The 20,751-nt window shown below is 27.4% G+C and carries 19 protein-coding genes; 17 read left to right on the forward strand and 2 right to left on the reverse strand.

From position 1 onward, the window contains the following. The first annotated feature begins 7 nt into the window (after nucleotides 1–7). The 9 genes from flhA to RYM86_RS03375 all read left to right on the forward strand — a co-directional run bounded on the left by flhA (nucleotide 8) and on the right by RYM86_RS03375 (nucleotide 7,996). Nucleotides 8–2,047, forward strand: coding sequence for a flagellar biosynthesis protein FlhA (flhA, locus tag RYM86_RS03335; protein WP_399547170.1), 2,040 nt, complete (start codon nucleotides 8–10; stop codon nucleotides 2,045–2,047). Continuing rightward, nucleotides 2,047–3,258: a flagellar biosynthesis protein FlhF gene (gene flhF, locus RYM86_RS03340; RefSeq protein WP_315077765.1), complete on the forward strand. Its 1,212-nt coding sequence runs from the start codon at nucleotides 2,047–2,049 to the stop codon at nucleotides 3,256–3,258. Before flhA ends, flhF begins: the two co-directional genes overlap by 1 nt. Further along, nucleotides 3,252–4,112: a MinD/ParA family protein gene (locus RYM86_RS03345; RefSeq protein WP_315077767.1), complete on the forward strand. Its 861-nt coding sequence runs from the start codon at nucleotides 3,252–3,254 to the stop codon at nucleotides 4,110–4,112. The genes flhF and RYM86_RS03345 overlap by 7 nt, the downstream gene beginning before the upstream one ends. A 10-nt stretch (nucleotides 4,113–4,122) precedes the next feature. Continuing rightward, entirely contained in the window at nucleotides 4,123–4,758 is a 636-nt protein-coding gene (locus RYM86_RS03350) for a PilZ domain-containing protein (RefSeq protein ID WP_315077769.1), read from the forward strand. Nucleotides 4,759–4,858: 100 nt separating this feature from the next. Beyond that, on the forward strand, nucleotides 4,859–5,587 hold the full coding sequence (locus tag RYM86_RS03355; protein ID WP_315077771.1) for a FliA/WhiG family RNA polymerase sigma factor: 729 nt from the start codon (nucleotides 4,859–4,861) through the stop codon (nucleotides 5,585–5,587). 12 nt (nucleotides 5,588–5,599) lie between these two features. Next, on the forward strand, nucleotides 5,600–6,238 hold the full coding sequence (locus RYM86_RS03360; protein ID WP_315077772.1) for a hypothetical protein: 639 nt from the start codon (nucleotides 5,600–5,602) through the stop codon (nucleotides 6,236–6,238). A gap of 77 nt (nucleotides 6,239–6,315) precedes the next feature. Next, nucleotides 6,316–6,438 (forward strand): hypothetical protein, encoded by a 123-nt coding sequence (locus RYM86_RS03365; RefSeq protein ID WP_315077773.1) that lies wholly within the window; start codon nucleotides 6,316–6,318, stop codon nucleotides 6,436–6,438. Next, entirely contained in the window at nucleotides 6,439–7,212 is a 774-nt protein-coding gene (locus RYM86_RS03370) for a flagellar basal-body rod protein FlgG (RefSeq protein WP_315077774.1), read from the forward strand. A 13-nt stretch (nucleotides 7,213–7,225) separates the two neighbouring features. Continuing rightward, nucleotides 7,226–7,996 carry a flagellar basal-body rod protein FlgG gene (locus RYM86_RS03375; RefSeq protein WP_315077775.1) on the forward strand — a complete coding sequence of 257 codons (771 nt, stop codon included), beginning with the start codon at nucleotides 7,226–7,228 and terminating at the stop codon, nucleotides 7,994–7,996. A gap of 386 nt (nucleotides 7,997–8,382) precedes the next feature. Here the strand turns inward: RYM86_RS03375 and RYM86_RS03380 are convergent, their stop codons facing one another. Continuing rightward, nucleotides 8,383–10,023, reverse strand: coding sequence for a putative manganese-dependent inorganic diphosphatase (locus RYM86_RS03380; RefSeq protein WP_315077776.1), 1,641 nt, complete (start codon nucleotides 10,021–10,023; stop codon nucleotides 8,383–8,385). Between the two features lie 145 nt (nucleotides 10,024–10,168). On the opposite strand from RYM86_RS03380, the gene RYM86_RS03385 reads away from it, so the two are divergent. Next, nucleotides 10,169–12,715 (forward strand): calcium-translocating P-type ATPase, PMCA-type, encoded by a 2,547-nt coding sequence (locus tag RYM86_RS03385; RefSeq protein WP_315077777.1) that lies wholly within the window; start codon nucleotides 10,169–10,171, stop codon nucleotides 12,713–12,715. 453 nt (nucleotides 12,716–13,168) lie between these two features. On the opposite strand, the gene RYM86_RS03390 is transcribed toward RYM86_RS03385, so the two are convergent. Further along, a complete protein-coding gene (locus RYM86_RS03390) occupies nucleotides 13,169–13,600 on the reverse strand; it encodes a hypothetical protein (RefSeq protein WP_035783958.1) in 432 nt (143 codons plus the stop codon). 707 nt (nucleotides 13,601–14,307) lie between these two features. Between RYM86_RS03390 and RYM86_RS03395 the strand changes: the two genes are divergently transcribed. The 7 genes from RYM86_RS03395 (at nucleotide 14,308) to sigF (ending at nucleotide 20,642) form a co-directional block, all read left to right on the forward strand. Continuing rightward, nucleotides 14,308–14,853, forward strand: coding sequence for a sigma-70 family RNA polymerase sigma factor (locus tag RYM86_RS03395; RefSeq protein ID WP_315077780.1), 546 nt, complete (start codon nucleotides 14,308–14,310; stop codon nucleotides 14,851–14,853). Further along, the gene (locus tag RYM86_RS03400; protein WP_315077782.1) at nucleotides 14,846–15,067 is read left to right on the forward strand and encodes a BhlA/UviB family holin-like peptide; all 222 of its coding nucleotides are present in this window, start codon (nucleotides 14,846–14,848) and stop codon (nucleotides 15,065–15,067) included. Before RYM86_RS03395 ends, RYM86_RS03400 begins: the two co-directional genes overlap by 8 nt. Nucleotides 15,068–15,288: 221 nt before the next feature. After that, nucleotides 15,289–16,212, forward strand: coding sequence for a DUF4003 family protein (locus tag RYM86_RS03405; RefSeq protein ID WP_315077784.1), 924 nt, complete (start codon nucleotides 15,289–15,291; stop codon nucleotides 16,210–16,212). A gap of 179 nt (nucleotides 16,213–16,391) precedes the next feature. Further along, nucleotides 16,392–18,701: an AAA family ATPase gene (locus RYM86_RS03410; RefSeq protein ID WP_315077786.1), complete on the forward strand. Its 2,310-nt coding sequence runs from the start codon at nucleotides 16,392–16,394 to the stop codon at nucleotides 18,699–18,701. Between the two features lie 392 nt (nucleotides 18,702–19,093). Then, a complete protein-coding gene (gene spoIIAA, locus RYM86_RS03415) occupies nucleotides 19,094–19,429 on the forward strand; it encodes an anti-sigma F factor antagonist (protein ID WP_315077788.1) in 336 nt (111 codons plus the stop codon). Between the two features lie 16 nt (nucleotides 19,430–19,445). Continuing rightward, nucleotides 19,446–19,877: an anti-sigma F factor gene (spoIIAB, locus tag RYM86_RS03420; protein WP_315077790.1), complete on the forward strand. Its 432-nt coding sequence runs from the start codon at nucleotides 19,446–19,448 to the stop codon at nucleotides 19,875–19,877. Between the two features lie 9 nt (nucleotides 19,878–19,886). After that, complete coding sequence (gene sigF, locus RYM86_RS03425) at nucleotides 19,887–20,642, forward strand: RNA polymerase sporulation sigma factor SigF (protein WP_315077792.1); 756 nt, start codon at nucleotides 19,887–19,889, stop codon at nucleotides 20,640–20,642. The last annotated feature ends 109 nt before the right edge of the window (nucleotides 20,643–20,751 follow it).

Here is a 20,751-nt window from a genome sequence, read left to right on the forward strand (position 1 = left end):
ACTCGATATGAAAAACAACTTAGATGTACTTGTAGCAGCTGGAGTTATATGTATAGTACTTATGATGATAATACCATTGCCAAAAACATTATTAGATGTACTTTTAGCATTTAACATAACGTTATCTGTTGTCATTATAATCATAACAATGTTTACTACAAATGTATTACAACTATCAGTATTTCCAACATTGCTATTAATTACTACATTATTTAGATTAGGTCTTAATATATCGTCAACTAGACTTATATTAAGCGAAGGTGATGCAGGAAAGATAATTCAAGCATTTGGAGATTTTGTTATCGGGGGAAACTATGTAGTTGGTATAATTATATTCTTAATTATAATTATAATACAATTCATGGTTATTACAGCCGGTGCTGGTAGAGTTTCTGAGGTATCAGCAAGATTCACACTTGATGCTATGCCAGGAAAACAAATGAGTATAGATGCTGACCTAAATTCAGGACTTATAGATGAAACAATGGCTAAACAAAGAAGACAAGATTTGCAATCAGAAGCAGATTTTTATGGATCTATGGATGGTGCATCTAAGTTCGTAAAAGGTGATGCTATTGCAGGGATAATAATAACTGTAATAAATATAATTGCAGGTATAATAATTGGAGTTATGCAAAAGGATTTAAGTGTTGGAGATGCCGCACTTAAGTATGTTCAACTTACTGTAGGAGATGGACTTGTAAGTCAGGTGCCAGCGCTATTAATATCAACAGCATCAGGTATTTTAGTTACACGTTCAGGAAATGCTGAAAACTTTGGTAAATCTTTATCAAGGCAATTAACAGGATTCCCTATAGCAACATCTATTGCAAGTGCTGCTATGTTCTTTTTAGCATTAGTTCCTAATATGCCTAAAGTTCCATTTTTAATTGCAGCGGCTTCAATGGCAGTACTTTCTTATATGCTTTACAAGGAAGAGACCAAGCAATTAGAGCAAGAATTTGTTTCAGAAGAAGAAGAAATTATTGAAGCAGAACGTAAGGAACCAGAAAATGTAATGAATTTAATTTCAGTAGAACCAATGGAAGTTGAAATTGGTTATGGATTAATTCCACTTGCAGATGAAAGTTCAGGCGGTGACTTACTTCAAAGAATTGCATCTGTTAGAAGACAATGTGCAATTGAGATGGGGATTGTAGTACAACCAATAAGAATTAGAGATAATCTTCAATTAAAAACCAATGAATATGTTATAAAAATAAGAGGAACAACAGTAGCTTCATCTGAATTAATGCCAAGTATGTTACTTTGTATGGATCCTACAGGTGATGGTTTAGAAATACCAGGTATAAAGACTTTAGAACCAACATTTAAATTGCCAGCTGTATGGATTAATAAAGATCAGAGAGAAGAAGCTGAAATAAAAGGATTTACAGTAGTAGATCCAACCACAGTTATGGTAACACATTTAACAGAAACTATAAAATCTCATTCTTATGAGTTACTTGGTAGACAAGAGGTTAAACTTATTGTTGATAATTTAAGAGATAAATATAGTGCTGTTGTAGAAGAACTTATTCCAGATTTAATGACTATAGGTGAACTTCAAAAAGTATTACAAAGTCTTTTAAAAGAAAAAGTTCCTATAAAAGATATGGTTACTATAATGGAATCTTTGGCTGATAATTCAAGAAATACACGAGATATTGAAGTACTTACAGAATATGTCAGATTTTCTTTATCAAGAACAATTTGTAATCAGTTAATAAATGAAGATAGGGCAGTTACAGTTGTAACACTAGATCCTAATGTAGAAGAAATAATAGGATCAAGTATTCAAAAGACAATGCAGGGATCTTTTCCAACTGTAGATCCAGATACAACAACTAGATTACTTGGAGGTATAAAAAATATACTTGAAACAACTTACTTTAATAATAATCAACCAGTTATATTAGTATCTCCTAATATAAGAGCAGTATTTAAAAAATTAATAGAAATGGTATTTCCACATGTTATGGTAATTTCATTAAATGAAGTACCAAATGATATAGAAATTAATAGTGGAGGAGTTGTTAGTATTTAATGATTATAAAAAGATATCTTGTAAGTAATATGAATGAAGCATTAACTAGGATTAGATATGAACTAGGTAAAGATGCTATTATAATAAGCCAAAGAAAAGTAAGAAAGTCTGGAATTAAAGGATTTTTTTCAGGGAAGTTAATAGAAGTTACAGCAGCAGTAGAAAATGCAGTTGATTTAAACAAAAATAATAATAAAAAAGACGATAAAATAGAAGATTCATTAAGTAATATAAAGAGATTATTAGAAACTTCTGATAAAAATACAATAATAGAAAAAGATGAAAATACAACAAGACCTGCTTTAAATTTAATTACTAACTTAAAAGTGAAAGAAAAAGCAAATTCATATAAACATCCAGAATTAGTTAAAGATTCTATGTATAAAGAAGTAAGTGAAATGAAGGAACTTTTGAACAGAGTTATAGAAAATACATCAAAAGATGAAATTAAAAAATTTGATAAAATTGAAGAGAAGCTTATTGAGATAGATGTAGATGAGGAATTTCATGAAGAAATACTTAGTAAAATAAATAATGTTGATGATGAAAATATAGATAAATATGAACTTCTTAGAAATGTCTTTGAAGATGTATTTGCAGAGTGTAGTAAAAATATTTCCGGGAAAATAGCTTTAGTTGGACCAACTGGTGTTGGAAAAACAACTACTATAGCAAAGCTAGCAGGAAAATTATCACTTGTAGACAAGAAAAAGGTTGGATTAATAACTGTTGATACATATAGAATAGGCGCAATAGAACAGTTAAAAACTTATGCTGAAATAATGAATATACCTTTTAAAGTTGTAATTACTATAAAAGAAATGGAAGAAGCAATAAATTCAATGAATGACTGTGATGTTATTCTTATTGATACTACAGGTAGAAGTAGTAAAAATACGATGCAGATTTCAGAGTTAAGAGCATTTGTTGAAAAAGCTAATCCAGATTATGTGAGCATGGTAATTAGCGCGACAACTAAAAATAGAGATATAGTAAGTATATTAAATGGTTATTCTGATTTATCTTATGATAATGTGATAATTACTAAATTAGATGAAACAACTGTATATGGATCATTATATAATATAATGAAGAGATCAAATAAACCTGTTAAGTATATAACAACAGGACAAAATGTACCTAATGATATAATAGTACCAACCAGAGAAGAAATGGCTAGATTTATGTTAGGGGAGGAAACTTTATGCTAGATCAAGCTGAAGCTTTAAGAAAACTTGTTGATAAAAGTGAAAATACTAATAGTAAATCAAATGCTAAGATGATTACAGTTACATCTGGTAAAGGTGGAGTAGGAAAAAGTAATTTTGTTGTTAACTTAGGAATTTCTTTACAAAATAAAGGAAAAAAAGTTTTGATCTTTGATGCTGATTTAGGTATGGGAAATGATGATGTTCTAATGGGCATTTATCCTAAGTATAATATATTTGATATTATATTTACTGAGAAAAAGATAGAGGATATAATTGTACTAGGACCTAATGGAGTAAGTTTATTACCAGCTGGATCTGGATTAAACAAAGTAGATGAATTACAAGAAAATGAAAGAAATTTATTTTTAAAAAAATTAGAATCTCTTAATGAATTTGATTATATACTTATGGATACTGGTGCTGGAATTAATAAAAGTATTTTATCTTTCATGGCTGTATCAGAAGATTTAATAATAATAACAACACCTGAACCTACATCACTTACTGATGCATATAGTTTAATAAAAGCAGCTGATCATTTTAGAATAAAGAATCATGCAATGGTTGTAGTTAATAGAGCCATTAACTCGTCAGAAGGATTAGATGTATATAACAAACTTCAAAGAGCAGCAAATAAATTTTTAAAATTGAATTTGGAATATTTAGGCTATGTTATAGATGACAAAAAAGTTGTTCAAAGTGTTAAAATGCAAAAGCCTTTTGTAATATCATATCCTACATGTGAAGCATCGCAATCCGTAGATAATATTGCATTAAAGATTTTAGGACAAGATGTGAAGACTTCAAGTGGACCTAGAGAATTATTTAAAAAATTATTTAGAATATTTTCATAGGAGGCTAGGAATGTCAAAATTTATATTAAAAGTTAATGATAGAGTAGAGATTTTAGTAGAAGATAAAGCTTTTAAAAGCTTAGTACAAGATATTGAGGATGATAGTATTAAGATAAATATTCCAGTATATGATGGGGAGTATTTAGCTTTAAAAATAGAGAGTAAGATAGAATTGAATTCTTATGCAAAAGGTGGAAAATGCTTTAATTTTCATTGTGATGTTATAGAACGTGGAAAAGAAAACAATATAATTTATTATAAATTAAGTGAGCCTTATGATGTAAGAGAAATACAAAGACGAGATTTTGTAAGAGTGGATTTCATGAATATTGTTAAATTTAAAAAAATAACGAAATCAGAAGATGAAGAAGTGAGTAGTTTTAAAGATGCATTAATGATAGATTTAAGCGGTGGCGGAATGAGATTTAAAACTAAAGAAAAATTAGAGAAATATGATAAGTTATTATTAGAATTTGCATTAAATGATAAATTAAATTATTTGAAAGCACAAATTATGCGTTTAGAAATAACAGAATTTAATGAATATATTTATGGAGTTAAATTTATTGAAATTAGTGAAAATCAAAGAGATAAAGTTATACGTGAAATTTTTAATATAATGAGAAAACAAAGAGAACGATTATAATCATTACTCTATTTAACAAAAGATAAAATTTTCTCCTATATTATAAAAAAGTTAAGAATAGTAAGAGTGTAAAGAGTTAAAAGAGGAGGGATTGAGAGGAATGTGTAATTTACAAGATAACGATGTAAAAGAACAAATAGTAAAAGAATATATCCCTTTAGTTAAATATATAGCTTCTAGGATTATGATTGGTAAAAATAAATATATGGAGTATGAGGATTTAGTTAGTTATGGGATAATAGGACTTATGGATGCTATTAGTAAATTTAATCCTGAAAAGGGAATGAAATTTTCATCATATGCTTCTATTAGAATAAAAGGAGCTATAATAGATCAAATACGTAAGAATAGACCTATAACTAAAGGTGCCATGGACAAACTAAATAGATATAATAGTGCTATTGAAGCTTTACAAAATAAATTATTGAGAGAACCTAACATTTTAGAAATAACACAATATTTAGAATTATCTTTGGAAGAAGTTTCTCAAATAGAAAATTATATCAATCATATATCTATGGTATCTTTAGAAAATATAATTTTTTCAGATGATGAGGAAGTTAATCTTCTAGGAATAATAGAAGATAAGAATAGCCCTAGTCCCGAGGGCGAATTAGAAGAAAAAGAAAAGTTAGAAGTATTATCGGATGCAATTAAATTATTAAAAGAAAAAGAGCAATTAATACTTAATTTATATTATTATGAAAAATTAACTCTTAAGGAAATAGGATCTATATTGTCAGTATCTGAATCGAGAGTATGTCAATTACATGCAAGATCTATTAGTAACTTAAGAGAAGCTATGAAAAAATTACATTACATTGATTAAAGAGGCGATTCGATGATACCATTAATATTGATTGCAATTGGAATTATTTTAATTGTACATAATTATAATAAAATTAATAAGGGATTAACATCATTTGAATTTACTTTGAATGAAGAAAAAGAAAATTTAAATGATTATAAATTAGAACTTGGAATTTTAAGAAGAGATATAGGTGAAAGCCTTACAGAACTTCAACAAGAAATTAAAACTATAAAAATCAACATGAATATGGTTAATGATATTGAAAAAGAGTACGATAATATATTAGATAGAAATATTGAAAAATTAGAATTTAATGCTGAAGAAGAGGTTATGACTAAAAAAGAAAGTAATATTAGAGATAATACTAACTCAGAAAAAGTTAATGTTCAAGAAGAGATTGCTAAAGAACAAAGTGAGCATAAGGAAGTAGGTAGCGGAGTTATTTCAGAAATAAATTTTAAAAATCGGGAAGTGTTTGATGACATTATTGATGATTCTGAATTTTTAAATCAATCTACTGATAAAAATAATGAAGTTTCAAATAAATTTAGCAAGCAACAGAGGATAACTGATTTAATAAAGCAAGATTTAACTGACGAAGAGATTTGTAAAGCTTTGTCTATAAGTAAGGGGGAAGTATTATTAGTAAGAAACTTATTCAAAAGCTAAAAGACATAATATTTTTCTTAAATGATAGTAAAATATTATTTGGTATTGGTATAGGATTAGTTATAGGAGTAACCCTTATGTTTGGATATAAGAGTAGTTCAAATCTTTCTGACAGTAAAATAGAAGAAAAAGCTAGAGGTTTAGGCATGCACTATAACGATGAATGTAAAGCTATTATTAAAGAGGGAGCTGATAAATAAGTGATAAGAGGTTTTTATACTGCTGTATCAGGACTTATAACATTAGAAAATGAACAACAAACTGTTACTAATAATATTGTCAATGTTAATAATAATGGTTATAAAAAAAATACTTTAACAAAACAAAGTTTTGAAGATGTTTTGATAACTAACAGACAAAATAAAGTTGGAGATAGACACGTTCCAAATAAACTTGGTAACTTGAATTTAGGCGTAAAAGTTAATGATGTAAGCACTATATATACGCAAGGTGCTTTTAAAGCTACAGATAGCTATACTGATTTTGGTATTGATGGTAGAGGATTTTTTACAGTACAAAGAGGAAATGAACGTTTATTTACAAGAAGTGGTGATTTTAAAATAGATCAACAAGGGTATTTAATAACAGGTAATGGAGACTATGCACTAGGAAGAAATAATGCAAACGGTGCAGAAGAACCTATATATGTAGGAAAAGATGAATTTTCTTTAGATGGAAATAATAATCTTCAAAGTGCTACAGGAGAATCAACACATACATTATTGACAGCAGATTTTGCAGAGTATGCACCACTAGAAAAGGTTGGAGATAATTATTATAAAGGTAATAATCCAGTATATAATGCAGTGGTAAATATAAAACAAGGTGTACTTGAAACTTCAAATGTTAATCCAACTGAAGAACTAGTAAAACTTATGGAAATAAAACGTCAATTTGAAACTAACCAAAAATTTGTTAGCATGCAAGATGAAACTGTTCAAAAAGCTGCAAATGAAATTGGATCTGTAAGATAGGGAGGATTAAATTATGTTTAATATATTTGCAAATGCTCAAAGTGGTATGAATGCATATCAAGAAAAGTTAGATTATCTTTCAAATGATTTAGTTAATACATCAACAACTGGATATAAATCAACAGATGTTCAATTTAGTGATCTTTTAACTGAGTCATTAGATAGAAAAGGAACTCCTCTTGTGAATAAAGATGCCATTAATGGTACTGGTGTTAAATTAGGTATGGATTATAGAAAAGATACTCAAGGTAATCTTTTAACTACTGGTGTTAAAACTGATGTAGCTATAGATGGAAAAGGATATTTTGCATCTGCTCAAAATGATGGGACTATAGCATATACTAGAGATGGTAACTTAAAGATTGATAGAGATGGTGTATTAGTTGATGCTAGAGGTAATAAAATATACATACAATATGAAGATGGTATGTCAGAAGGAAATCCTAAATTATCTAGTGAAGATATTTCAATAGATAGTGAAGGTGGAGTATCAACAAAAGTTGATGGTGAATATGTAAAAGTAGGACAAATACCAGTGTTTACCGCAGTGGGTGATAAGGCATTTATTGCTATTGGAAATAACTATTTTGTAGCATCTGATGATGCTCAAATAGCCTTAAGTAATGATTATAATATTGAGCAAGGAATGTTAGAAGGTTCTAATGTAGATACCTCTGAGATATTCACAGATATAATAAGTACTCAAAGAGCATTCCAATTAAGTTCTAAAGGTATAACAATTGCTGATGAAGTATGGGGAATGATAAACGGAATGAGAAAATAATTTTTAGAACTAGCAATATTATAGTATAAAGCTCGTGGACCGAATGTAAAAAGGAAACTCGACTTCGCTGAGTAAGTTCGAGGAGCGAAATGTAAAATTCACTGTGTGAAAGTTCATGTTACCAAATGTAAAATTTGGACATTCACTTTTCGACTCTCACTTAAGAACACTAAAAATAAATACTAGTCTAATTAATGCATGCTCCCAATGAAACATTGTGACAAGCAATTAATTCAACAGGTCTTTATTAAGAGTTCTAAAAAGCAAATTCCAATGTCACTGCGCCATTATACTATAATATTGGTGTTTAAAAATATATAGACGAAAAAATATATAATAAAAAATAGTATCTCAAAAATTTGAGATACTATTTTTTTATTTAATAATTATTTTGCTAATAATGTTGTTGTTAAAGGTGGTACTACTTGTTTCTTTCTTGATAATACCCCAGGTAGGAATGTCATACAATTGTATAATTCTACCTTGAATGCTTTTTCAACAATTTCTGGTTTTGGTCCAGCAACTAAAATTTGAGAACCTTCATTTAATATATCAGTTAAAAGTAACATAACTACATCAAAGTTGTTTTCTTCAGCTTGTTTGCTCATATAATTTAACATTTCATCTTTTAATGGCATAAATCCATCGATGTCCATTGTATTAACTTGAGCAACTCCTATTTTATAATTAGCTATACTGAAAGGTTTAAAATCTTGATTAAATATTTCAGCAACAGATTTTCCTTTTAAAGAAGTACCTGCTTTAAACATTTCTTTAGCGAATTCATCAATGTGTACTCCAGCTATTTCAGCTAATCTAAGACAAATAATTTTATCTTGTTCAGTACAAGTTGGGCTTCTAAATAATAGAGTATCTGAAATTATAGCTCCACATAAAAGTCCAGCAACTTCCCTAGAAGGCTCAATATCACTTTCAAAATAACATTTAGCAACTATGCTTGAAGTACTACCAATTGGTTCATTTCTAAAGTATATAGGATTACTTGTTTGAATATCAGCAACTCTATGGTGATCTATTATTTCTATTATTTCAGCATCATCTAAGCCATTAACTGATTGGCCTTTTTCATTATGGTCAACTTGAATAACTTTTTTCTTATGATCAGAAATAAGATGGTATCTTGAAATTGTACCAAGTACTTTACCTTCCATATTAGTTACAGGGTAGCAATGGTATTTAGTTTCTGCCATAACACCTTTAATGTCATCTACTAAATCATCAGTAGAGAATGATATTAAGTTTTCTTTAGCCATTACATATTCAACTGGTATACTTTGAACTATTAATCTTGATGTTGTGAATGAATCATGAGGTGTACTTATAACAGTAACTCCATTTTCTCTAGCTTTAAAGATTAATTCAGATGGCAAAGTGTTTGATCCAGTTATAATTATTAAAGAAGTTCCTATATTTAATAGTTCTTCTTGAACATCATGCCTATCTCCAACTATTGCAATATCACCTTGATTTATCATCTCTCTTAAACTATTAGGTTGCATTGCAGTTACAGTTATTTTCCCAGGAAATGTTTTAATATTTTCATCTATGTATATTGCTTTGGCATCAAGAGTTTCTATTATATTTTCTATAGATGTATTACTCTTTGCGAGGATGTTATTATCCCAAATATCCATATAGGCTGATGTTAAATTAGAAATAGAAATAACTCCAATTAAGCTACCATTTTTATCAGCTATTGGTAAAGCTTTAAGATGATTATCTCTCATTATGTTCCAAGCACCTCTTAAAGGGAATGTTGGTGGAATTGGATCAAGATTATCTATTTTTAAATCTTCTACTTTAAGCTTTACTGTTTCTAAATACTTAGGTGCTTCAACACCAAAATAATCTAGTATGAATTGAGTTTCTTGATTTACATTACCTAGTCTTACAGGTATAGCTTCAAGATTACTAATTTTATTTTTCAAAGCTGCATATCCATAAGCAGCACAGATTGAATCTGAATCAGGATTTTTATGTCCAGTTACATAAACTATATTCTTCAAAATAGCTCCTCCTTATTTGTATAAAATCACAGTATATATTTTACTTGTAAATTTCAATAATGTAAAGTTTATTAAAAAATCATCATAACTTTTGTAAAGGAAAATATATATATTTATATGAGGAGAAAAAAAGGGAGGAGAAATTGTGGTACAAGAAAAAGAACTTTTAAAAGGACTTAGTACAAAGGAAGCCGAAAAAAGAATTAAGAATTTTGGGCTTAATGAACTTCAGCATAAGAAAAAGACATCAGCCTTAAAAATATTTCTTTCACAATTTAATGATTTTATTGTATGGGTACTTATAGCAGCAACAATAATTTCAGGAATTATAGGTGATAAAGCTGATGCAATTACTATATTAATAATTGTATTTGTAAATGCAATATTAGGATTTGTTCAAGAATTTAGAACAGAAAAGTCATTAGAGGCTCTAAAAGATTTAGCAGCACCAACATGTAAAGTATTAAGAGATGGAAGCATACAAATTCTTAATTCTATATATTTAACCATCGGTGATGTAGTTATTTTAGAAGCTGGTGACAGAGTGCCCGCAGATGGTGCATTTATTGAGGGATTAGGTATTGTTGTGGATGAATCACTACTTACTGGTGAATCAGTAGGAGTTGATAAAGATGTTAATGGAAAAAATAATAGATGCTATATGGGAACAACTATTGTAAAAGGAAAAGGATTATTTAAAGTTGACACAATAGGTATGAAGACTGAAATGGGAAAAATAGCAGATTTAATTCAAAACATAGACGAAGAAAGATCTCCTTTAAATAAAAAATTAGATTCACTTGGTAAAGTATTGGTAGTTATTTGTTTAATTGTATGCATAATAGTAACTGTAATGGGTGTAATAAGAGGTAATGATGTAACAGAAATGTTTTTACTTGGAGTAAGCTTAGCAGTAGCAGCCATTCCAGAAGGACTTGCTGCCATTGTAACAGTAGCATTAGCACTTGGTGTATCAAGAATGTTAAAGCGAAATGCACTAGTCAGAAAATTACCAGCAGTTGAAACTCTAGGATGTACTTCTGTTATATGTTCTGATAAGACAGGTACATTAACTCAAAATAAGATGACAGCTAAAGAAGTTTATTTAAATGGAAGAATATACGAATTAGAAAAAGAAGAATTAAAAGATTATAATAAAATGATGAAAGCTTTAGTTTATTGTAATGATTGTAATTATGATTTTACTAAGGATGTAATGCCAGAAGTGCTTCATGGAGAACCAACAGAAACTGCATTAATAGAAATGTTTTTTAAGAAAGTTGAACCGTTAAAAGCATATGTATCTAATATAAATAGAGTATATGATATTCCCTTTGATTCAACAAGAAAGATGATGTCTGTAATAGTTAATGAAAATGGTAAAGAAGCTTGTTATGCTAAAGGTGCTCCAGAAAGACTTATAGAAAAATGTTCTTATATATTAGAAAATAATAAAATAAAGCCTTTAACATATCAAAAGAAACAACAAGTTGCAAAATTTATTGAAGCTATGTCATCTAGAGCACTAAGGTGTATAGCATGCGCATATAAAGAAGAAGGAATAAGTAAAAATAATCATTTAGAAGAAAATCTTATATTTATAGGTGTTGTTGGAAGCATTGATCCACCAAGAAAAGAAGCGAGGGATGCAGTTTTAAAATGTAAGCTTGCAGGAATAAAGCCTGTTATGATAACAGGAGACCATAAAAATACTGCACTTGCAATAGCTAAATCTTTAAATATTTGTAATACTGAAGAACAAGTATTAACTGGGGAAGAGATAGAGAAGATTAGTGATGATGAATTATATAATAAAGTAAATAAAGTTAGAGTATTTGCTAGGGTTTCACCAAACCATAAGTTAAGAATTGTAAAAGTATTTAAGAAAAAAGGAAATATAGTTGCAATGACTGGCGACGGAGTAAATGATGCCCCAGCAATAAAAGAAGCAGATATAGGAATTTCAATGGGAATTTCAGGAACTGATGTTACTAAAGAAGCATCATCAATGATATTAATGGATGATAATTTTTCAACTATAGTAGCAGCAGTAGAAGAGGGAAGAATAATTTATGACAATATAAGAAAATTCATAAGATATTTATTGTCTTGTAATTTGGGTGAAGTTTTAACTATGTTTTTAGCAACATTATTTTATCTTCCCAATCCATTAAGTCCAATACAAATTTTACTTGTTAATTTAGCTACTGATGGATTACCAGCTATTGCTCTTGGTATTGATCCAGCTGATAGTGATATTATGAGACAAACTCCAAGAGCAAAAAATGAAAGTATTTTTGCTAGGGGACTAGTTGAGAAGATTGTAGTAAGGGGGTCATTAATAGGAATATGTACCTTACTATCATTTATGATAGGAAGATATTATGGTATGAATTTAGAAACTTGTAGAACTTTAGCTTTATGTACGCTTGTAATGTCTCAATTAATACATGTTTTTGAATGTAGATCAGAAAGACATTCAATATTTGAAATAAAACTATTTACTAATCCATATTTAGTAGGTGCTGTTTTAATTTCAATAATAATGATAACATCTGTACTTTATATACCATTCTTCAGAGGAATATTCCATACTGTTGCATTGTCATTTAACCAATGGTTAATAGTTATGTTCTTCTCAGGAATAATAGCATTAATAAATAGTGTGTATTTATTAATAAAATCAAAATAGGATGTTAATCTTCTACTGTAATGCTCGCGCGGACTGGATTAAGAAGGAAACTTGGCTCTTATATAGTCGCTGAGTAAGTTTGAGAAAGAAAATATAAAATTGTACTGTGTGAAAGTTCGTGTTTTCAAATATAAAATTTAGACACTTGCTTTTGGACATTCACTTTACAGTTTTTAAAGTCCAATTACAATGCAGCTTTATTAATTGCATATGCTAACACTTATTAAGACATAGTTACGTAATAAATAGTAGATTATAATTTAATAAAGATAAAATGTTATGTTTAATTTAATAGTAATATTTTAGTATTCTTAAAGTAAATTTCTCTAGCCACGAGCTTTATACTACAATATTACCATTGTTCAAATATAATAAAAAAGTACCAATTGATATTTTCAATTGGTACTTTTGTTTTCATTTGTGAATTAATAAAGTATTATTAATTTTATAAAATTATCTTCTCATCATTTTAGTAGCTTGTTGACGTGATTTTTTTAATTCACTATGATCAACAGGTATTAAGTCTTTTTTAGTTGTAAGATTTAATACATTCATTATTTGGATAGCTTCTGTAGTATCCTTTTTCTTTATTTTTTCGCCTTTAACGCCCATTATTATTACTTTATGTCCTTGAGATACAGTAATAAATTCAGGTTTCTTAAACCATTTATTTTGTTTATAAAAACATTTAACAACAGATCTACCAACTTCAGGCTTAACTACCATTTCAACTAATATCTTGTGAAATATAAAGTAACTTTTTTCAAAAACCTTTACTGATAAAACAGTTCCAGATGTGCTTGTAATTCTATCTCCATATTTTTCAAGATATGCGTCTTGAAAATATTTATTAAATTTTCCAGAAAATTTTTCTTTTAAACCCATTTATGACTCTCCTTTTTAATAACAATGTATTTATCAATTAAAATAAAAAACCTATTATATCTAGATTATTATATCATAATACTTTATTAAGCACCATACATATTAGTATTTCATTGTATTTTAAAAGTGCATATAAAATTTAGTTTATGAATATATTATTTGCTAATATTACAATAATATAATTGGAAGTAACCTTTATAAATAAAATAATAAGTTGAAATAAACATCTTATTTAGGTTATCCCCCTTAGAAAGATTATTTTTAAGGTTTAAGGTATTTAAAAGCATCGAGTTTTATTTTACTCGATGTTTTTTTAGTATCTAGAATTTGTGATTTATAGTGTAAATTATATCTGTTTTTTCTTTTTTAAAATTTGAAATTACTAATGTGATTATAAAAGATCCATATGCGAAATAAGTAGTGTGATGGTTTCTATAGAAATTTGTGAATTTCAAAATTATCTGTGCTTGTAATTGTAAAGTTTAAGTAACAATCATTGGATTTATATAGAATATTTAGGCGTATAAAGTATAATTTTTATAATGATATTTATCAAATATAGGAATATTATATTTGTTTTTGTAGAATTTTGTTTGAATAAAAATACATAAATTGAAAAAATAGGTTTACATATTTTTTATATTTTTACTTTTAGTAGGTATATAAAACTCTGGTCATAGAGTTAGTACAACTTAAGGAGTGGTCGTATGCCTACAGATTTATTAAAAAAAATAAAACTATTTCAAGAACAATCTAATAATTTTATGGATATCTTATCTTATTTTAATTCTAAAATTAATTATTTGAGTTATAAGTTGAAATATCCTGAAGCATCTACAGATTTAATCATATATTTGTATGAACTTACTTTACAATTAGAGGTGAAAAAATTTAATAATGATGAAGAAATATTAAAATATATGAGAAGATGTCTTAATAATAAGTCAATAAATTTATATTATAAAATAAATTCTTATAAAAATTTTATAACTTATAATTCTGATGAAGAACTTTTAAATGTGTTAGATAAAAATATTAATAATGATGAATATTCAAACGTAGTATTTAAGGATTTAATTTCATCATTAAAGCCAAAACAAAAGAAAATAATTTTTTTAAAGTTTTATTTACAGCTATCAGATGCGGAAATTGCAGAAAGATTAAAAATATCAAGACAAGCAGTAAATAAATCTAAAAGACAAGCTTTGAAATTTTTAAAGAATATATTATATAGGGAGGCAATTTATGTTTGATCAATTAATAAAAATAGCTACAACTCAAGGAGTTTGGACAATGTTAAGTTGTGTTCTTATAGTTTACATATTAAAAACACAAGAAAATAGAGACTTAAGACAAGAAGAGAGAGAAAAAAACTATCAAGATATAATAAAACAACTTACTGAAAAATTAAATACGCTAGATTCAATAAGTTCAACTATTAATGAAATAAGAAGCAAAATTAGCTAGATATAACAGCATAAAGTAATATTATTAGCATCCCCTAAAAACGTATTAATCATATATATAATAATAAAGACATTATTTATTAATAATTAAATAATAAATTTAGACATAAATATGTCATAAAGATATTATATAATTGAACAAAGAAAGTAATTAATAGATTAGTAAAAAACTAGGGGGAGATCATAATAGATACGAATACCAAAATAGTTTGTGATACTACAGTGAATAACTATCTTAATGCCAAAGAAACATTAAGATATGATGGAGATTATATTAATCATTTTTCTTCTTTACTTAATGGATATTATAATAAAGAAATTAAATTTGACGAAATTAAATATATAAGAAAATTTATTAAAAATAAAACATCTAGAATGTCTTCATTTAGAGGAGATATGTTATATATATTATCGTTTTTAATATCAGTGGTGAATGAGAACATAGATAAAGTAAAGTTAATTGATGAAATAATGGATGTATTCGATTCACTATTAGAAGAAAACTTAAAAGAGTGCGGATATTTAGTTTTATCAGCATTTTCAATAGTAAAATATGTAGATAAAGAAAATAGGCAAGATATAATTTATAAAACTAAAGAAATATTTAAAATAATAAAATCTAAATATGGAAATGTAACAAAAGAGGATGATTATTTATTTTGTACCTTATTAGCAATAAATTGTAATGAATTTAACTCCATAACTGAATATATGGAACAAGTTTTTAATTATGTTTTAGATTTGGATTTATTCTCTAATAACAGCGTACAAGGTTTGACTAATACAATAATGTTAAATGGTTATGAAGATGCAACCTGCAAGGCTGAAGAGCTATTAAAATCATTAGAAAAAAATGATTTCAAGATAAGTAATCAATTTTTAAGTGTATTAGGAGTTTTGGTAAAAAAACAAGATGTAGATGAAATTATAAGGAAGATGAAAGAAGTTGTAGAATATTTATGTGATGAAGAACTTGAATATGAATTTTATATAGATAAAGGGTTTAGAAATATACTTGTTCTAGTTATTGTATTTATGAGTATGGAAGAGGAAAATATAAAATATTTGGACGAATTATTGGCATTTAGTACATATTCGTTCTTAATAAGTAAAAATCAAGGAGTTTTTAATGAAGTTTTAGCTTAATTATAAAAAATTAGTAGTAAATAATATATTAAAATGTGTAGAAAAGATAAAAAACTATCTCTATTTTCTTAGTTGAAGAATATTAATATTAATATACTACTAATTTAAGGAGGAAACTACTTTTGAAGATTTAATCTAAGTTTAAGTTATAGAAAAAAACTTCGAAGTGGATATGGTTTATGAAAAACGAATTAACTCCAAGTGAAGTTATATTTAAATGTTCTTTTAAAGAATTATCTGATAAGGAACGTCTTGCAGAATTGCCACAAGTTACTTCAAGATTAAATGATATAAAAAGAGCCTTAAAAATTAAGAAAAATGGATACAACTTATATTATATTGATTCATTTGCAATGGATAAATTAAGTGACTTGAAGGATTATATTTCAGAGATATACGAAGAAGAAAGAGCACCTAAAGATATATGCTATGTTACTACTGAAGATATATTAAATCCTAAAGTTTTATTTTTACCAAGTGGAAAAGGCACACTATTAAAAGAACAAATTGATGATGTGAAAAGTCAATATTTTGATTGTGTAATAGAATTTTATAACGGCTCATCTGATAAAGAAAAAGAGAATTTGCTTGAAAAAACCAAAGATCAAAGAAATGAGTATATTTCTAAATTAATGAAAAAAGCGAAGGAAAATAACTTTGATGTAAAAGCAACAAATGGAGGTTTTGTATTCATACCATTAAAATCTCAAGGAAATGAGATGACAGAAGATGAATATGATGAATTAGAAAATGAAGAACGAGGAGAGATCAAGGAACAAGTATCAGAACTTAAAAAAGAAGCACAAGTAGTACTAGATAAATTAACTGCTCTTGAAATTAAATCTATTAATGAATTAAGAGCTGTTTATGAAAAGTATCTTAAAAAAGAAATGAAAGAAATAAAGGAAGACTTGTTATTTGAATTTGTAACTGACAAATTTACTTGTATGCATCTTTCTCAAATGTTTGATTGGATTGAAGAGCAAATAGTTGAATGCTATACAGTAAGTTTAGAAGAGGATCAACAATATATAGATGATATTTTTGCAAAATTTAAAGTTAGAGTTCTTGTGGATAATAAAAATACACCACATCCAAGAGTTATTTTTGAAGAAGATCCCACAATAAATAATTTGATTGGAAATATTGAATATAAGAATAGTAATGCGGGATATTTGCCAGACATAGAGTTAATACATCCTGGAAGCTTATTAAAGGCTAATGAAGGTTGTTTAATTTTAAATCTTAATTCATTGTTAGCTAGTGGGTATAGTTATTATTATTTAAAGAAAATACTAATGTTTGGGAAAATAGACTATAGTTATACAAAAAATTATTTAGATGTTCTATCTTTAGAAGGATTGAAACCTGAGTCTATACCAATTAATGTGAAAGTTATTTTAATAGGTGATTATGAAGCATTTAGTATACTTCATGAGAGAGACGAAGAATTTAAAAGAATATTTCCATTAAAAGTTGAAATGGAAAATCAATTGAAATGTAATGATGCATCAAGAAGCTTAGTTGCAGATTATATAAAAAATAAAGTGAAAAACGAAAATCTTTTAGATATGGATCAAGAATCAGTAGAAGAAATTTTTAAATATTTATCTAGAATTATAGGGGATAGAAATAAGATTTCTGTTGATAATTACTATATTGACAGAATATTATATCTAGCTAATGATAAAGCAAGTAGTGAGGGTAGATTTTCTATAATTAGAGATGATATTATTAGTAGCTATCATTGTGATGATAAAGATATTAAAGAAGAAATGTTAGAAAGTTATAAGAATAATAAAGTATTAATATCTATTAAAGGTGAAAAGATTGGATCTATTAATGGATTAGCTGTTATTGGTACAAGTTTATTTAGCTTTGGAAGACCTATGAGAATAACTTGTTTAACATTTCAAGGCAGTGGTAGAATAATTGATGTTCATAATGAATGCAAATTAAGTGGAAATATCCATGAAAAATCTATTGTAATTTTAAGAGGCTTAATAAATACGTTATTAAGCCCTTATGAAAGCTTACCAGTTGATTTTCAGTTGAGTTTTGAACAAACGTATTCGCTAATTGAAGGTGATAGTGCTTCTGTTGCAGAAATAATATGTATGCTTTCAGCCCTTAGTAAAAGACCAATAAAACAAAATATTGCAGTAACAGGATCAATAAACCAATTTGGAGAAGTACAGCCAATAGGAATGGTTAATGAGAAAATTGAAGGTTTTTATACTGTTTGTAAGACTTTAGATAATGTTAGTGGTAAAGGTGTACTGATTCCTAGTATGAATCAAGATGAATTGATCTTAGAAAAAGAAGTAGAAGAGAGTATTAGTAGTGGCGATTTTCATATTTATACAATGGATACTCTTGAAGATGCAATAGAAGTTCTTATACTAAATGAAGGTGAAAATGTTAAAACATTTTTTAAGATTATAGAAGAAGAGATTGCAAAATATAAACCGAGTAAAAAGAAGAAGTAAAAAAATAAGTACTAAGTTAAAAGAAGCTTAGTACTTATTTTTTTGTTTTTTTTAGAAAAGTGCTAATGCATGAATAAGTAAAACTGGACTAAGTGATTGAACTTAGGAATAATATTTAAGAATTTAAATCTTAATTACGATGTGATTTTAAATAACGCATATTAAAAATAGAGCATAAGAAAAAAGTATAAAGTTTTTAATTTTAACTATTAACTATTATCTTTACATTTTAATTAAATTGTACTTAAGATATTTTTAATTATCATATAAATTTCAATAAATAGGATAAAATGTAATAAAACAAATTGACGATGCATAAAATAGTATGTTAAAATATGGTAAAGAAACTAAGGAGGTGAATTACTCTAAGAAAAATTTTAGAGTATTTTTATATGGATTTAAAGTTTGATAAGTATGATGAAATTTTAATAGTCACTATGATTGGGGAGTTAGATCATCATAGTGCAGAAGAAGTTCGAGTTAGAATTGACGATAGAATCGATAGGGATAATATACAAAAATTAATTTTAAACTTTTCTGGAGTGAGCTTTATGGACAGTTCGGGAATAGGAGTAGTAGTTGCAAGAAATAAAAAGCTTAGCAATAAAGGTGGCGGTCTTTGTATTTGTAATATAAAGGAAAGCGTAAATAAAGTATTTGAATTAACAGGATTATATAAAATCATTAAACATTATGAAACTGTAGATGAGGCAGTAAGATGCATTTAAGATGGAGGGATTTATTGTGTATGAAAATAAAATGAATTTGGAGTTTGTAAGTAAATCTCAAAATGAAGCTTTTGCAAGAGTAGCTGTAGCTGCATTTATCGCTCAATTAGATCCAACTATAGATGAGATAAGTGACGTAAAAACAGCAGTATCAGAAGCGGTAACTAATTCTATAATACACGGATATGAAAATAAGGAAGATGGAATTATTAAAATTGAAGTTGAAATTTGTGATGGAGAAGTTACCATTGAGATTATGGATCATGGAAAAGGTATTGAAGATATACCAAAAGTGATGGAGCCATTATATACATCACGTCCTGATTTGGAGAGATCAGGAATGGGCTTTACTGTTATGGAGACATTTATGGATGGGTTATTAGTTGAGAGTGAAAAGGAAAAGGGTACAAGGGTTAGAATGAAGAAAAAATTTAACATATTAAGTTAGGGGAAAAATATGGGAACAGAGAATTTTAATAGAGAGGAATTTAATTATAATGATAACTCACAATTATTGCCTTTAGCTAAAGATGGCGATACAGAAGCTATGAATAGATTAATAGAAATGAATTTACCATTAGTAGCTTCTATAAGCAAGAAATTTTTAAATAGAGGATACGACTATGAGGATATATTTCAAATAGGATCTATTGGACTCGTAAAGGCTATAAATAATTTTGATTTAAGTTACAATGTTAAATTTTCAACTTATGCAGTACCTATGATTATTGGAGAGATAAAAAGATTTTTAAGAGACGATGGGATGATAAAAGTCAGTCGTAATGTGAAAAGCTTAGCAAAGCGTATACACTTTACAAAAGAAGAACTAACTAAAAAATTAAATCGTAGTCCTACAATAGAAGAACTTGCAGAATATTCTGGAGTAGACAAAGAAGAAATAATATTTGCTATGGAGTCAGCTACTAGTTTACAATACCTTTATGATACAATTCATCAAGATGATGGAGCTCCTGTATTACTTATAGATAAGTTAAGTGAAAAAGGTGAAGATGATATTGGTATGATAAATAAAATAGCACTAAAAGAGGCATTAAGAAGCTTAGATGAAAAAGCCCGACAGATTATAGTGTTAAGATATTTTAAAGACAAGACTCAAGTTCAAGTAGCTAAATTACTTGGTATAAGTCAAGTTCAGGTATCGAGGATTGAAAAAAAGGTGCTTTTAAGAATGCGAGAGAAATTAGAGGAATAAAAATTAAAATGTTGATTTTTATAAAAAATATCAAAAACAGATGAGTGAATCATCTGTTTTTTTATTGTGTGCCCAGCATGGGCACGTACTAATCGGTGAAAGTCCGTAA

Origin of the sequence: uncultured Clostridium sp. (assembly GCF_963527835.1) — a bacterium.
GTDB lineage: Bacteria > Bacillota > Clostridia > Clostridiales > Clostridiaceae > Clostridium.